Origin of the sequence: Pseudomonas sp. BF-RE-21 (assembly GCF_019947305.1) — a bacterium.
Taxonomy (GTDB): Bacteria; Pseudomonadota; Gammaproteobacteria; order Pseudomonadales; family Pseudomonadaceae; genus Aquipseudomonas; species Aquipseudomonas migulae.
The window spans coordinates 1-13,852 of sequence record NZ_JAGYGF010000063.1; the positions used below are offsets into that span (position 1 = coordinate 1).

General features: G+C 60.3%; 13 protein-coding genes. 6 read left to right on the plus strand and 7 right to left on the minus strand.

Translation table 11 applies throughout. From position 1 onward, the window contains the following. Positions 1 to 277: 277 nt before the first annotated feature. The 5 genes from KGB25_RS26710 to KGB25_RS26730 all read right to left on the minus strand — a co-directional run bounded on the left by KGB25_RS26710 (position 278) and on the right by KGB25_RS26730 (position 4,688). Positions 278 to 1,681 carry a heavy metal sensor histidine kinase gene (locus KGB25_RS26710; protein ID WP_223437370.1) on the minus strand — a complete coding sequence of 468 codons (1,404 nt, stop codon included), beginning with the start codon at positions 1,679 to 1,681 and terminating at the stop codon, positions 278 to 280. Further along, positions 1,678 to 2,349, minus strand: coding sequence for a heavy metal response regulator transcription factor (locus KGB25_RS26715; RefSeq protein WP_008043704.1), 672 nt, complete (start codon positions 2,347 to 2,349; stop codon positions 1,678 to 1,680). The genes KGB25_RS26710 and KGB25_RS26715 overlap by 4 nt, the downstream gene beginning before the upstream one ends. Positions 2,350 to 2,389: 40 nt before the next feature. After that, positions 2,390 to 2,647 carry a DUF2790 domain-containing protein gene (locus KGB25_RS26720; RefSeq protein ID WP_223437373.1) on the minus strand — a complete coding sequence of 86 codons (258 nt, stop codon included), beginning with the start codon at positions 2,645 to 2,647 and terminating at the stop codon, positions 2,390 to 2,392. Positions 2,648 to 2,770: 123 nt separating this feature from the next. Continuing rightward, positions 2,771 to 3,541 carry an alpha/beta hydrolase gene (locus KGB25_RS26725; RefSeq protein ID WP_223437375.1) on the minus strand — a complete coding sequence of 257 codons (771 nt, stop codon included), beginning with the start codon at positions 3,539 to 3,541 and terminating at the stop codon, positions 2,771 to 2,773. A 244-nt stretch (positions 3,542 to 3,785) separates the two neighbouring features. Next, positions 3,786 to 4,688, minus strand: coding sequence for a LysR substrate-binding domain-containing protein (locus tag KGB25_RS26730; protein WP_223437377.1), 903 nt, complete (start codon positions 4,686 to 4,688; stop codon positions 3,786 to 3,788). A 143-nt stretch (positions 4,689 to 4,831) separates the two neighbouring features. Between KGB25_RS26730 and KGB25_RS26735 the strand changes: the two genes are divergently transcribed. From KGB25_RS26735 to KGB25_RS26760, 6 genes are all read left to right on the plus strand, one after another. Then, positions 4,832 to 6,133 carry an NAD(P)/FAD-dependent oxidoreductase gene (locus tag KGB25_RS26735; RefSeq protein ID WP_223437379.1) on the plus strand — a complete coding sequence of 434 codons (1,302 nt, stop codon included), beginning with the start codon at positions 4,832 to 4,834 and terminating at the stop codon, positions 6,131 to 6,133. A gap of 51 nt (positions 6,134 to 6,184) precedes the next feature. Then, positions 6,185 to 7,273, plus strand: coding sequence for a polyamine ABC transporter substrate-binding protein (locus KGB25_RS26740; RefSeq protein ID WP_223437381.1), 1,089 nt, complete (start codon positions 6,185 to 6,187; stop codon positions 7,271 to 7,273). Positions 7,274 to 7,588: 315 nt separating this feature from the next. Next, positions 7,589 to 8,560 (plus strand): Bug family tripartite tricarboxylate transporter substrate binding protein, encoded by a 972-nt coding sequence (locus KGB25_RS26745; protein WP_207286392.1) that lies wholly within the window; start codon positions 7,589 to 7,591, stop codon positions 8,558 to 8,560. Next, entirely contained in the window at positions 8,557 to 9,051 is a 495-nt protein-coding gene (locus tag KGB25_RS26750; protein ID WP_008032439.1) for a tripartite tricarboxylate transporter TctB family protein, read from the plus strand. Before KGB25_RS26745 ends, KGB25_RS26750 begins: the two co-directional genes overlap by 4 nt. A 24-nt stretch (positions 9,052 to 9,075) precedes the next feature. Continuing rightward, entirely contained in the window at positions 9,076 to 10,584 is a 1,509-nt protein-coding gene (locus KGB25_RS26755) for a tripartite tricarboxylate transporter permease (protein ID WP_008032438.1), read from the plus strand. Positions 10,585 to 10,901: 317 nt separating this feature from the next. Beyond that, positions 10,902 to 11,900, plus strand: a complete 999-nt coding sequence (locus KGB25_RS26760; protein WP_008032437.1) for a bile acid:sodium symporter family protein — start codon at positions 10,902 to 10,904, stop codon at positions 11,898 to 11,900. A gap of 71 nt (positions 11,901 to 11,971) precedes the next feature. Here KGB25_RS26760 and KGB25_RS26765 read toward each other — a convergent pair whose 3' ends face one another. Together KGB25_RS26765 and KGB25_RS26770 are read right to left on the minus strand one after the other, a co-directional pair. Next, positions 11,972 to 12,892: a ketopantoate reductase family protein gene (locus tag KGB25_RS26765; protein ID WP_223437383.1), complete on the minus strand. Its 921-nt coding sequence runs from the start codon at positions 12,890 to 12,892 to the stop codon at positions 11,972 to 11,974. Between the two features lie 46 nt (positions 12,893 to 12,938). Further along, entirely contained in the window at positions 12,939 to 13,847 is a 909-nt protein-coding gene (locus KGB25_RS26770; RefSeq protein WP_223437385.1) for an alpha/beta fold hydrolase, read from the minus strand. Positions 13,848 to 13,852 lie beyond the last annotated feature (5 nt).

The following is a 13,852-nucleotide window of genomic DNA, read 5'->3' on the forward strand; positions in this document are numbered from 1 at the left end:
GAGCGCCCCCTCGAGAGGCCGAGTGGAGGTTCTGCGCAGTGGGCAACCCGGCATGGATGCCGGGTTAGCCGCCCCCGGCCATGGATGGCCGATGGCGGCGGGCCCACGGAGCAGGACCGGAGCGAGGGCATGCCGAGCCACAGCGAGGCACCGAACGAAAGGGGCAAGAGCCCTTGGTTACTTGGGGCTCTTCCAAGTGACTCGCCGTAAGGGCGAAACCAATAGCCGCCATCACCAAAAAAACGGATATTCACACCAACCGCGACAACACCAAACCTCACTCACCCACCCGCCGCCCCGGAAAAAACAACTCAAAACACGTCACCCCCTCACTGCTGCTAACACTGTAAGCCCCGTTATGCAACTGCATGATCGTCGCCACGATCGACAGCCCCAAGCCATTGGAATGAGCCGAACGCTCGCGGGATTCGTCTACCCGGTAAAAGCGCTCGAACAGCCGGGGCAGGTGCTCGGCAGGGATGGTCTGGCCAACGTTACGCACGACCACCCGGATCCCCTCAGCCGAAGGTATGGCGCGAATGACCAACTCAGAATGCGCCGCGCCATATTTGATGGCATTGGCGCACAGGTTGGCCAACGCACGGCGCAGCAGCATCGGCTCAGCCCAGATCACGCCGCTGCCCTGGGCATCGATGCTGATCCCGACATCCGCCGCCAGCCCTTCAAAATAGTCGGCCATACGTTCCATTTCGTCAGCGGCATCCAGCTCCTGGCGTTGGCTCAGGGCACTGGCCGGGTCGGTACGCGCCAGAAACAGCATGTTGTCGAGCATCCGCGCCAGACGCTCAAGCTCTTCGACGTTGGAGGCGAGCAGTTGCTGATAGGCCTCGACGCTGCGGTTCTGCTGCAACGCAACCTGGGTTTCGCCGAGCAGGTTGTTGATCGGCGTGCGCAATTCATGGGCCATGTCGGTCGAGACCTGACCCAGTTGCACGAAGCCCTTGCCCAAACGGTCGAGCATTGCATTGAGCGCGTCGATCATCGGCAGCAGCTCCCGTGGCGCGCCTTGGCCATCGAGGCGCTCGGTGAGGTTGCCGACGCCGATGCCGTGGGCATGCCGGGCCAGGCGTCGCACGGGCAGCAGGCCGCGATGCACCAGCAGATAGCCGGACAGCGCCAGCAGAATCGCCGCCACGCTGGCGAACAGGTACACGTTGAGGCGGTAGCGGGCGAGCACGGCGGTGCGCTCGGTCATCAGGCGTCCGGTGACCACCTGCAAGCTGCCCATGTCGTCGGATTCGATGGTCGCCGCGACGGCCGCGAAAGGGACGCCGTCCACGCCGGGATAGTGCTGCACATCGGCCAGGCTCAACGGATGGTCCATCGACACCGGTGCCAGCGATGGCAAGGCGAGGTTGCCGGGATTGATCACCAGCAGCGGTTTTTGTCCGGGGGCGCCAATGGTCAGCAGGGCTTCGCGATTGCCCAGCATGTTCTGGAACAGCGCCGGTTTGGTTCGGATCAGCTCCAGCGTATTGCTGTCGTTGAGGAAGGTGCGCAGTTGATCGATGCGGTTCACCAGGGCCGCGTCGTCGCGGCGGATCAGCTCGCGCTCCAGGTCGCGGTACAGCGCCACGCCCAACAGGGTCAGCGAGACAAACGCGAGCAGGGCAAACACCAGCGCCAGGCGCAGTGTCAGGGAATGGCGGAGGCGACTCATGCCTGGGTGTCGAAGCGGTAGCCGATACCGCGCACGCTGTGGATCAGCTTGAGCTGGAACGGGTCATCGATTTTCAGGCGCAAGCGACGCACGGCGACGTCGACGACGTTGGTGTCACTGTCGAAATTCATGTCCCAGACCCGTGACGCGATCATCGAGCGCGACAAGACCTGGCCTTGATGCGTGGCAAACAAATGCAGCAGGGCGAATTCCTTGTTGGTCAGGGTGATCTTCACGCCTGCGCGGGTGATGCGGCGCTTGAGCACGTCGATCTGCAGGTCGTCCACCTGCAGTTGTTCTTCTTCGCGGGTGGGGCCGCGGCGGGTCAGGGTGCGCAGGCGCGCCACCAGTTCTGCGAAGGAAAAAGGCTTGATCAGGTAATCGTCGGCGCCCAGTTCCAGGCCCTTGATGCGGTCGGCGATGTCATCCCGCGCGGTGAGAAACAACACCGGCGTGTCGGCTTCCTTGCGCAAGCGGCGCAGAACCTCCCAGCCATCCATTTTCGGCATCATCACGTCCAGCACGATGACATCGAAATCGTGCTCCAGAGCCAGGTGCAGGCCATCGATGCCGTCCCGCGCCAGGCTGACGGAGTAACCGAGCTCCTGCAGGCCGTTGAGCAGGTAATTGCCTGCCTTGGGTTCGTCTTCGACTACCAGGATATTCATGGGGTTTGTGCCTCAGCCAATTGGCGCCAGTGTAGCCGGATCAATGATCGTTGGTGCAGCCCGTGCCGTTGACCTGGTAATCGAGGACGTGCTCGCGACCCTGGTGGTCGAGGTAGTCGAGTCGCGCCGGGATCACGCCGCATTGCTGCGAGATGTCGGTACTGGCGAGGACTTTGGCGACGTCCATGTGCACGAAGAAACCGGTCTTGTCGTGGATCACCGGCGCAGTGGTCTGCGTATCGGCAAACGCCGAGCCGGTGGCGAGGAAGGCGGCGAAACCGAGGATTAACATTTTCATGAGGTGTCTCTCTATTCAGGTTGGCTGCCGGGAATGGCCTGACAGTGAGTTCAGGTTAACCAGGCGATCCGGACAGCCGACCAACAGTTCAATGACAAAGTTGTAATGAAACCGGGCTTGGCGTTATGGCTGGCGGCCGGAGGCTTCGAGGATCAGGTTGGCGATTTCTTTGGAATGGGAAACCAGCGATAAATGGCTCGACGGCAGCTCGATGGTGGTCGCGGCCATGCGTTTGGCGAGGAAGCGTTCGAGGTCCGGGTTGATGGTCTGGTCGAGGCTAGAGACTGCGTACCACGACGGTTTGCTGTGCCAGGCGGCTGCGGTGGTGCGATCAGTGAACAGGGTTTTGGCAATCGGTTGCTGCACGGCGAACAGTTGCATCGCTTTGTCGTGGGGCACGTCGCTGGCGAAATATTTGAGGAAGGCATCCTGTTTCAGGCTGACGAAACCGTCGTGTTCTTCGGTGCCGGCACGCACGGGCATGGTCGGGTATTTGGCTGACAGGGCGACGAAATCTTCCCCGGCGTCCGGGGCGCGGGCCGCGACGTAGACCAGCGAGCTGACCTTTGGATTGACCCCGGCTTCACTGACCACGGTGCCGGCGTAGGAGTGGCCGACCAACACCGTCGGGCCGTCCTGTTGGTTGAGTACACGTTGCGTGGCGGCGACGTCATCGGCGACCGAGGTCAACGGGTTTTGAACGGCGGTGACGTGCAATCCGGCGGCCTGCAATCGCGAAATCACGTCTGCCCAACTCGAGCCATCGGCCCAGGAACCGTGTACCAGCACGACGTTGTCGGCCTTGACCGGCGCGATGTCGCCGGCCATGGCGGAGCCGGTGCCGAGCATCAGCAGGCTGGCGGCGATCAGGCAGAGTTTGTTCAATGGTTTCATGGTATCGACCCTTGTCATCATCAGTGGGAGGCGTCACCCGGTGTGGGTGACTGACGACGCCACTTTAGGAAGCGAGGGTGCTGGCTACGCTGACAAGTCGATGACAAGTTTGTAATGCACGGCCATTGGGTTTTGCGGTGATCTTGCGACCGCCATCGCCGGCAAGCCGGCTCCTACAGGTACGTGGTGTTTGTACCGAATCCTTGTAGGAGCCGGCTTGCCGGCGATGGGGCCGGTGGGGGCACTAACACTCAATGGCTTCCCTTTCAGCCTGCTGCGCAAACCATTGCAGAACCATCGCGCAAGCCGGATGAGCAACGGCTGAAGGTTGCAGATTCAACGCGTAAATACCGCGTGTTGCCAACGGCCGGCCAAACGGGATAACCAGTACCCCTCGCTCTATCGACTCGCCTGCCAGCGTCATATCCGTCATCGCCACACCCAATCCTCGCGCCGCCGCGTCCAGTGCCAGTTCATCGAGGTTGAAGGGGATGTGCCGGTAATCCTCCAACGGCCTGCCGCCATTGGCTGACAACCACTGAGCCCAATCATTGCGGTCCGCCGAACGATGCAACAGCGGGAAACTCACCAGGTCTTCCACCGCTGCCAATGGCCGCGTCGAGGTGCCCAGCCCGGGCGCGCACACCGGCACCAACGCTTCCTTGAACAAGGTCAGGCTATCCGGATCAGCAGACGGCTCGGGTAGATAGAGAATGTACGCATCACTGTCGATGGCCGGCTCCACCACTTCTGTCGCCACGGTCTCGATCGACAGCGAAACCTGCGGATGACTTCGATAAAACTCGCTCAACTTCGGCAGCAACCAACGAACCGCCAGCGACACATGCATGCGGATGCGGAAGGGCCGTTCCTGTGGCGAGAGGCGGTCCTCCAGGGTTTTCAGTTGCGCCAGGATATTTCGTGCGGTTGCCAACACCTGTTCGCCTTCCGGCGTCAGTCGCACATGGCGGCTGTTCCTCGCAAACATCGGCACGCCGAAGTGGCTTTCCAACAGCTGAATCTTTCGGCTCACCGCACTTTGGGTCAGGCACAGCTTGCTCGCCGCTTGGGTGAAGCTGCCCGAGTCGGAGACTTCCACCAGCGCCTGCAAGGCCTGGAGCGAAGGAACGTGGCGAATTTTATCCATGCGTTTTATGAATGGCTCGATGATTTTATAACGTTGGTTGTATCACTACAGGCCTTATAGATTCTAGCTCTGGCGAGCATTTTCCGGAAACGTCCATGCGATTACGGCATGCGCTCGCAGAATGATAGTCAATGAGGTGAGGCATGACCAATGAATGTGGCTGGATTGCGCAGGCGGGAAGTTCAGCCGCTCGCGGTCCTCTCAATGGCACGGTAAAAGCCGACTGGCTGATTATCGGTGCCGGTATCACCGGGCTGAGTGCCGCGCACTCGCTCGCGCAATTGCACCCTCAGGCGCGGATCGTGATCGTCGACCGGCAGCGCGCGGCGCAGGGCGCTTCGGCGCGCAACTCAGGCTTTGTCGTAGGCCACGAGCACCCGACCAGGGACGAGTTGATCGGCAACCACGGGTTTGCCGGTTATGAGGTGGACACCGCGATTTCACGGGCTGCCAGCGACGAAGTGCGCCAACGCATCGCCCGTCACGGTATCGAATGCGACTTCAGGGATTGCGGTTACTTCTTCGCGGTCAGCGACCCAGGCAAGTTGACCGATGTCGAGGGAAAACTGGCCACGCTACGCGCCGTCGGTGCCTCTGCTGAGTTTCTGCAAGGTGAACAGCTGAGCGAAAAACTCGGCACCCGGCACTACCAGGCCGCGATCTGGTGCGGTCAGGGCAACGCGCTGCTGCAACCGGCGAAATACGTGAAGGGCTTGCTGGATGCACTGCCGGACAACGTGACCGTGTTCGAGAACACCGACATCACTGGCCTGGAGCGTCTGGGCAAAGGTCGAATTCGCGCCAATGGCATCGCTGGCAGCATCGAGGCGACGCAAGTCCTGGTGTGCCTGAATGCGTTCATTCCCCGGTCGGGCATAGAGGACAGCGGAACCTTCCCGATGGAACTCAGCGCCAGCCTTACCCGTCCGCTCAGCGATGAAGAGTTCCAGTCCATCGGCGCCGTCGAACCGTGGGGCGTGCTCTCCACCCGGCCGCTCGGCGCCACGGTGCGCCTGACCCCGGACCGTCGCGTGATGATCCGCAACACTGCGGAGTACCGCTCCCGTGATCTGACCGACAGTGAACTGCTGCATCGGCGCAAACACCATGTGCTCGGCTTGCAACGGCGTTTTCCGTTTTTGGGCGAGCAGGACATCCAGTACACCTGGACCGGACATTTGAGCGCCTCGCGCACCGGGCAACCCTATTTCGGCAAGGTCGAAGAGGGCGTGTTTGCGGTGGCCGGCTGCAATGGTTCGGGTGTCGCGCGCGGCACGCTGTGGGGGCGATTGCTCGCCGAAATGGCCTCGGGCACCAGCTCGCCGATCCTCGAATCGGTCATGCGCAGGGCGCAACCGGGCTGGCTGCCGCCAAAGCCTTTGCTCGATATCGGTGCCATGCTTCGCATGCGCGTGGAGGCGGTCAGGGCCAGAACAGAAATCTAGAAACCCCGGCGATCAAAAAACAACAAAAGCTCATCAATAAGGTGATTGAACATGCGCGTGAACACAATTCCCCTGATGGTTGTACTGACCACGTTGTCGGCCGCCACGTACGCCGACGAAGTCGTCAATATTTCCAACTGGAACGGCTACATCGCCGAAGACACCCTGACCAGCTTCACCCAGGCAACCGGGATCAAGGCGACTTACGACATCCACGACAGCAACGAAGTGCTGGAATCGAAGTTGATGACCGGCAACACCGGCTACGACGTGGTCAGCCCTTCGAACCATTTCCTGTCGCGCCTGATCAAGGCCGGGGCCATTCAGAAACTCGACCGGAGCCAGTTGCCGAACTGGAAAAACCTGGATCCGGCGTTGATGAAAAAGCTCGAGGTCAATGACCCGGGCAACCAGTACGGCTATCCGTACATGTGGGGCACGGCGGGGATCGGTTACAACGTCGAGAAGATCAAGGCGATCTTCGGCAACACCGATGTCACCCATTCCTGGAAGCTGTTTTTTGAAGAAGAAAACATCAAGAAACTCAGCCAGTGCGGCGTGGCGATCATCGATAACCCGACGCAAATCCTGCCAATCACCCTCAATTACCTGGGCCTGCCGCCCCATAGCCACGAACCGGCGGACTACAAGAAAGCCGAGCAGGCGCTGCTGAAAATCAGGCCGTACGTGCAGTACTTCCATGCATCCAAGTACATCAGTGACCTGGCGAACGGCAATGTCTGCGCGGTGATCGGCTTCAACGGCGACATCGTTCAGGCGGCCGCCAGCGCCAAGGAAGCCAACAACGGCATCGACATCGCCTATTCGATTCCTGACGAAGGCTCGACCCTGTGGTTCGACATGGTGGTCATGCCCAAAAGCGCGCCGCACGAGAAAAACGGCTACGCCTACATGAACTACCTGCTGACGCCGCAAGTCATTGCCAACATCAGCAACAGCATCCACTACGCCAACCCCAACCTCACTGCGGATCAATATGTGACCCCGGCCGTGAAGCAGGACCTGGCGATCTACCCGCCGAAGAGCGTGCTGGACAAGCTGTTCACTGTCGAGGAACTGCCGGCGGCGATTGCGCGGTTGAGCACGCGTCTGTGGACCAAGTTGAAAACCAATACCTGAGGGTGATTGCCCTTTCCTTGACTGTGCGAGTCAGGGAAGGGGCAGTGTCAGCGGGTCAATTCCGGTCAATGGCGCTCAAAAGCCATCCCGTAACCCTGCAACTGCTCCCACCGCGACGGCCACCATTTTGAGTCCGTGCAACGCGCCGCGCGTCCATGCAGGCGTCTTCCTGAAATGAACTGATTCACTGTTGTATGCCGCCATTCCAACCATGGCCTACGCTTATCCCGAGATGGCTGTTCAACGATCCGGATTTATGTCCGGACCGACGTTCAGCCGGCGCCCCATAAAAACAAAAGTCCCGGGAGAAAACGCATGTTCGCATCGTTACGTCGATCCACCCTTTGCCTCGCGGTTGTCGTCACTGCCGCTGTGCTCACAACGCCTGCCTTTGCGCTGGAAACCGTCAAGTTCATGGCCCCAGGTTCGGTGGGGGGCGGTTATGACCAGACCGCACGCGTGCTGGGCAAAGCCTTGATTGAAGCCAACGCGGCCAAATCCGTCACCTTCGAAAACAAGGGCGGCGCGGGGGGCACGCTGGGGCTGGCGCAGTTTGCCAACAGCACCAAGGGCGATCCGGATGCGCTGCTTGTGATGGGCGCGATCATGGTTGCTGGCATTGAGCAGAACAACCCGCAGATTACCTTGAAGGATGTGACGCCGATTGCCCGGTTGTTCACTGAGTACAACGTAATTGCGGTGCGCAAGGAATCCGAATTCAAAACCCTGGACGACTTGCTGAAAGCCTTCAAGGAAAAACCGACCAGCATTGCCTGGGGCGGGGGCTCCAAGGGCTCGATCGATCATATCGGTATTGCTGAACTGGCCGCGAAAATGGGCGTTCCGGTCAACAAGGTCAATTACGTCGCTTTCGCCGGCGGGGGGGAAGTGGTTGCCCAGGCGTTGGGCGGGCAGATCAAAGTCATCACCGGCGGTTATGCCGAACTTGGCCAATACATCAGGAGCGATCAGTTCCGTGTACTCGCCATCGGCGCACCGGAGCGCGTTGCAGGCATCGATGCCCCGACACTTAAAGAAAGCGGGTATGACGTGATCATCGGCAACTGGCGTGGTGTTTACGGTGCCGCGGGCCTCACGCCCGAGCAACGCAAGGAAGTCACCGACGCCGTGGTGGCGGCCGCCAACAGCAAAGTCTGGAAAGACAACATCGAAACCAACAAATGGTCGCCCAACATCCTCACCGGTGACGAGTTCGGCAAATTCGTCGATGCGGAGCACGTGCGGCTGCGGGCAATGCTGGTGGAAGTGGGGCTGGTCAAGCCATGAGTCAATCGCGTGCAATCGTGCCGGTGCAACTGGCGATTGGCGTCGGTGTGCTCGCCATTAGCGCCATGCTGGGCTACGGCGCCTTTCTGTTTCCCGAGGAGATGGGGTTCGTCATCCTGGGGGCGTACGTCTATCCCTACGCCGTGGCGGTATTCCTCGCGGGCGTGGGGGTGGTTCTGTGCTTTCAAGCCGTCACCGGCGGTTTTCGCGAACTGGCCGATCACGATGACGAATCCGCCAAAGTGGTGCCTGGCGGCAAAGCGGGGGTGGCCTGGGTGACGGGGGGGCTGCTAGGCGTTGCCGTGCTTATCAATCTCATTGGCTTTGTCCTGTCGGCCGCGTTGTTGTTTGCCTGTTCGGCGAGGGGTTTCGGCAGTCGTCATCCGCTGCGCGATCTCGCCATCGGCATTGCCCTGACGCTCCCGATTTATTGGCTGTTCAATGCCGGGCTGGGGGTTTCCCTTCCGCCGCTTGTCAACGCCTGGATCTGATTCAGGCCGCAGGAGATCAACAGGGTGGATATTCTCGCAAGCCTGGCAATGGGGTTTTCCTCGGCCCTGACGCCGATCAATCTGATGTGGGGGTTCATTGGTTGCCTGCTCGGCACCGCCATCGGCGTCTTGCCGGGCATCGGGCCGGCGCTGACTGTGGCGCTGTTGCTGCCCATTACCGCGAAGGTCGATCCCACCGGCGCGCTGATCATGTTCGCCGGTATCTACTACGGCGCTCAGTTCGGTGGTTCCACGACTTCCATTTTGCTCAATACCCCAGGGGAATCGTCTTCCATGGTCACGGCCCTGGAAGGCAACCTCATGGCCCGCAATGGTCGAGCGGGGCCGGCCTTGGCCACGGCGGCCATCGGGTCCTTTGTGGCAGGCACTGTCGCCACGGTTCTGCTGACCTTGTTCGCGCCCATTGTGGCGAAACTGGCACTGAAGTTCGGGCCTGCGGAGTATTTCGCGATTCTGGTGCTGTCGTTCACGACGGTGTCTGCGGTGCTCGGGGCGTCGATGTTGCGCGGCTTTGCATCCCTGGGGATTGGCTTGACCATCGGTTTGATCGGGCTGGACTCGACCTCGGGTATCGCTCGTTACACCTTGGGCGTCCCGGAGCTGGTGGATGGCATCGAAGTTGTGCTGGTGGCGGTCGGGCTGTTTGCGGTGGGCGAGGCGTTGTACAGCCTGCTGTATCAGAAAGAAGAGGCTTCCGGCCGACACCGCATGTCCTCGTTGTGGATGACGCGCGCCGACTGGAAGCGCTCGGTTCCGGCCTGGCTGCGAGGGACACTGATCGGTTTTCCCTTCGGTTCGATTCCGGCTGGTGGTGCGGAGATTCCGACGTTCCTGTCCTATTCGACCGAGCGCAAACTCAGCAAGTATCCGAAAGAATTTGCCGCCAACAAAGGCGAGGGCGCCATCGAGGGCGTGGCCGGCCCTGAAGCGGCGAACAACGCAAGCGCCACCGGTTCGTTGGTGCCGTTGCTGACCCTTGGTATCCCGACTTCCGCCACGGCAGCCATCCTGTTGGCGGCGTTCCAGAACTACAACCTGCAACCGGGGCCGCTGCTGTTTGAAACCTCGGGTGCACTGGTCTGGACCCTGGTGGCCTCGCTGTACATTGGCAACGTCATCCTGCTGGTGCTGAACCTGCCGTTGGTGGGGCTGTGGGTCAAACTCCTGCAAATCCCCCGGCCTTATCTGAATGCCGGGATTCTGGTGTTCGCCACCATCGGCGTGTATGGCATGCGTCACTCATCTTTCGACCTGTTGCTGATGCTGGCAATCGGGTGGGGCGGGGTGTTGATGCGGCGGTTCGACTTCCCCGTCGCGCCGGTGATCGTGGGCATGCTGCTGGGACCGATGGCGGAGAAACAACTGCGTAACGCGTTGTCGATCAGCGAGGGCGACTGGACGGTGTTTCTGACACAACCGATTTCCGCCGCGTTTCTGGCGTTGACGTTGCTGGTGCTGGTGGTGCCGCATTTGCTGCATGCCAGGGGCATCAAGTTGCATGAGGATGATTGACTAACAGCCAACCGGCTTCTTCGGGTGTACTCGTTCCCTTGTAGGAGCCGGCTTGCCGGCGATAGCGTCCTTTCAGGCGATAAATATGTGGACTGACCCACCGCTATCGCCGGCAAGCCGGCTCCTACAGTTGATTTGTGTCATGGTCGAGTACCGCGTCCGCATGAAGTTGCCGCCCCCCGTTGTTTTTGCTGATGAATACATTCGCATCAACGTTATGTCCGTTAGGCGATATCTACTGGCTTGTTAGCGTTAGTCGGTAATCGGCAGGCGCGTTAGAGTCGACCCACGCCCCTCGCCACCACCGGATAATACCGATGACCCGCCCCCGTTTTTTACCCGACAACTTCACCCTGACCCTGATCGGCGTGGTGATTCTCGCCAGCCTGCTGCCCGCCAGCGGTCAGGTCGCGGTCGGTTTTGGCTGGCTGACCAACATCGCCATTGCCCTGCTGTTTTTCCTGCACGGCGCCAAACTGTCGCGTGAATCGATCATCGCCGGGGCTGGCCACTGGCGCCTGCATTTGCTGGTGTTCAGCCTGACGTTTGTCCTGTTCCCCTTGCTTGGGCTGGCGCTCAAACCCTTGCTGTCGCCGATGATCGGTGCCGACCTGTACATGGGCATGCTTTACCTTTGTGCGCTGCCCGCTACGGTGCAATCGGCGATTGCGTTCACGTCCCTGGCGCGCGGGAATATTCCGGCGGCGATTTGCAGTGCGGCGGCCTCCAGCCTGTTCGGGATTTTCCTCACGCCGTTGCTGGTGACCTTACTGCTGAATGTGCACGGCGAAGGCGGCTCGACGCTCGATGCAATTCTGAAGATCAGCGTGCAACTGCTGCTGCCGTTCATTGCCGGACAGATCGCTCGACGCTGGATCGGCGCCTGGGTTGCGCGCAACAAGAGCTGGCTGAAATTCGTCGACCAGGGCTCGATCCTGTTGGTGGTTTACGGCGCGTTCAGCGAGGCGGTGATCGAAGGGATCTGGCATCAGATACCACTCTGGGAACTGGCCGGACTGGTGGTCGCTTGCTGCATTTTGCTGGCGTTGGTCTTGCTGGCGTCCACCGTGCTGGGCAAGGCGTTCGGCTTCAATCAGGAAGACCGCATCACCATCCTGTTCTGTGGTTCGAAGAAGAGCCTGGCCACCGGCGTGCCGATGGCCCAGGTCCTGTTCGCCGGCAGCACCATGGGTGTGTTGATCCTGCCGTTGATGCTGTTCCACCAGATTCAACTGATGGTCTGCGCCGTGTTGGCGCAGCGCTATGCCAATCGCAAGGAAACCATCCCTGAACTCATGGCTCAGGTTGATCCTTGAGCGACCCAAACAGTGAGCAGCTGAAGCAAATACCTCGACGCTGAAGCTGCGACTTGCCGATCCTCTCGATATCACTTGCCCGATTGAGCCTGGTAAACCAGCAGGTTCGTATAGACCAAGGCCAATATCGGCGCTTCCAGGCCTTTCGCATTGGCCCTTACCAGAAGGTCTCCAATGATCTGATCGGCCTCGATGCCTCGACTCGCCATCAGATCCCGGTACATCGACGATGTCTGTGGAGAGCCTTCCAGTGTGAGAAGACGATAAGCTTGCGTCAGGAACGGTTCGCTCGGTTCTTGACCCACGGCGCGGACAATCGACACCACCTCATCGATCGCACGCATCGCGAATGCATGACCTCCTTTGACGGATGCAACATCGCCAATGCTGCCTCTCATCAGGCAATTTATCGCTCCCATGGCGGCGAGCAGCGTCCATTTTTCCCACATGTCTCTCAAGATTGTCTTCGACGTTGTTGCGTCAAATCCGGCGTCCTGCATGAACGCGTGCACAAGAGTGATTCGCTCAGAGTCGCTGCCGTCCAACTCGCCATAGGCGATATCGTTAAACGTGCCCTGTTGGACGATGTGGCCATGCTCGTCAAGACTCGTCGCGACTTTGCAGACGCAGCCCAGCAGGCGGTCTGCACCGAATTGTTTTGCGATCACGTCCATATGCCGCATTCCGTTCAGTAACGGCAGGATAACGGTGTCAGGACCAATGGCAGCCTCCATGTCGCGTAAGGCCGAGTCGAGCGCATAGGCTTTAACCGCCAGCAGAACGATGTCGAAAGGGCCCTGGATTTGCGCCGATGTGATGAGCTGCGGTTGTATTTCGATGTCGCCGGCCGGGCTTTTTACGCAGAGGCCATGTTGCTCCAGCTGGCTCAGTCGCTGCGGTCGCACAAGGAACGTGACATCCCGACCGGCGCTGGCGAGCTTGGCACCGAAAAATCCACCGGTCGATCCGGCTCCTACTATCAAAATACGCATGGGTGACTCCGTGGCGCAGCATGGTGGGCCTGAGCTGAGTATGGGCTCAGTTCAGGAAGGCATTGGCTTGCTGCACGAAATCGTCGGCATATTGGAATAACGCACCGTGCCCCGAGTTTGGATAGATCAGCAGTTTGGCGTTCGGTATGTGCTGTTGCAGCGTGAACGAGTTCTGGGTGGGGACCATGATGTCCTTGCTGCCGTTAACCACCAGGGTTGGCTGGGTAATCTTGCTCAGTTGCGCAAAAGTGCCATCGCCAGGAGCGTTCCACTTGCCCAGCGCTGCTCCTTGGGCTGCGATGACCTTCATCGAATTGAGCTTGTCGAGGCCCTCTGTGCGTTGGTGGCGCCTTTCCCAGAATTCCCGTGCCGCCAATTGGCTGGACGGCGCTGGATCAAAGAACAGGTAAGCCGTTTCTTCCAGCGTGGCGATGGATTCGCGAAGCGCGATTTCGGGAACCCGAGGATCATTTCCCGCAATCCCGCCGCGCGGCGACGTTCCTGCCAGGATCAGCCGGCGCACCAACTGCGGATGGCGCAACGCAACTTCCTGCGCCACCATGCCGCCGATTGAAAAGCCAAGTACGTCAACCTGCTTCAAGCCCCGTGCGCGGGCAAATGCGGCGACGTGGTCGGCCATGCCTTCGAACGAATCAGGCGTTTCGCCGCTACTGAGGCCCACGCCAGCATTGTCGAACAGGTAGACCGGTCGTTGCTTTGCCAGGCCATCGGTCACGGCCGGGTCCCAGTAATCCAGATTGCCGCGAAAGTGCTGGAGCAAGATAACGGGAACGCCCGTTTGCGCCCCGAATTGTCGATAGGCATAACGCACGCCGTCAGCTTCGACGAATTGATTGGGAGCGCTGTTGTGCGTGGCAGCCGGCGCCGCGAGGGCGCCGCTGACTGCGATGGCGAAGAATGAAGCCCCGAGGGCCAGCCGCTGGAGGAGGTTCACTGTGT

Coding starts and splice junctions, on each gene's coding strand:
- KGB25_RS26710 (WP_223437370.1), bottom strand. CDS start 1,681: ATGAGTCGCCTCCGCCATTCCCTGACACTGCGCCTGGCGCTGGTGTTT.
- KGB25_RS26715 (WP_008043704.1), bottom strand. CDS start 2,349: ATGAATATCCTGGTAGTCGAAGACGAACCCAAGGCAGGCAATTACCTG.
- KGB25_RS26720 (WP_223437373.1), bottom strand. CDS start 2,647: ATGAAAATGTTAATCCTCGGTTTCGCCGCCTTCCTCGCCACCGGCTCG.
- KGB25_RS26725 (WP_223437375.1), bottom strand. CDS start 3,541: ATGAAACCATTGAACAAACTCTGCCTGATCGCCGCCAGCCTGCTGATG.
- KGB25_RS26730 (WP_223437377.1), bottom strand. CDS start 4,688: ATGGATAAAATTCGCCACGTTCCTTCGCTCCAGGCCTTGCAGGCGCTG.
- KGB25_RS26735 (WP_223437379.1), top strand. CDS start 4,832: ATGACCAATGAATGTGGCTGGATTGCGCAGGCGGGAAGTTCAGCCGCT.
- KGB25_RS26740 (WP_223437381.1), top strand. CDS start 6,185: ATGCGCGTGAACACAATTCCCCTGATGGTTGTACTGACCACGTTGTCG.
- KGB25_RS26745 (WP_207286392.1), top strand. CDS start 7,589: ATGTTCGCATCGTTACGTCGATCCACCCTTTGCCTCGCGGTTGTCGTC.
- KGB25_RS26750 (WP_008032439.1), top strand. CDS start 8,557: ATGAGTCAATCGCGTGCAATCGTGCCGGTGCAACTGGCGATTGGCGTC.
- KGB25_RS26760 (WP_008032437.1), top strand. CDS start 10,902: ATGACCCGCCCCCGTTTTTTACCCGACAACTTCACCCTGACCCTGATC.
- KGB25_RS26765 (WP_223437383.1), bottom strand. CDS start 12,892: ATGCGTATTTTGATAGTAGGAGCCGGATCGACCGGTGGATTTTTCGGT.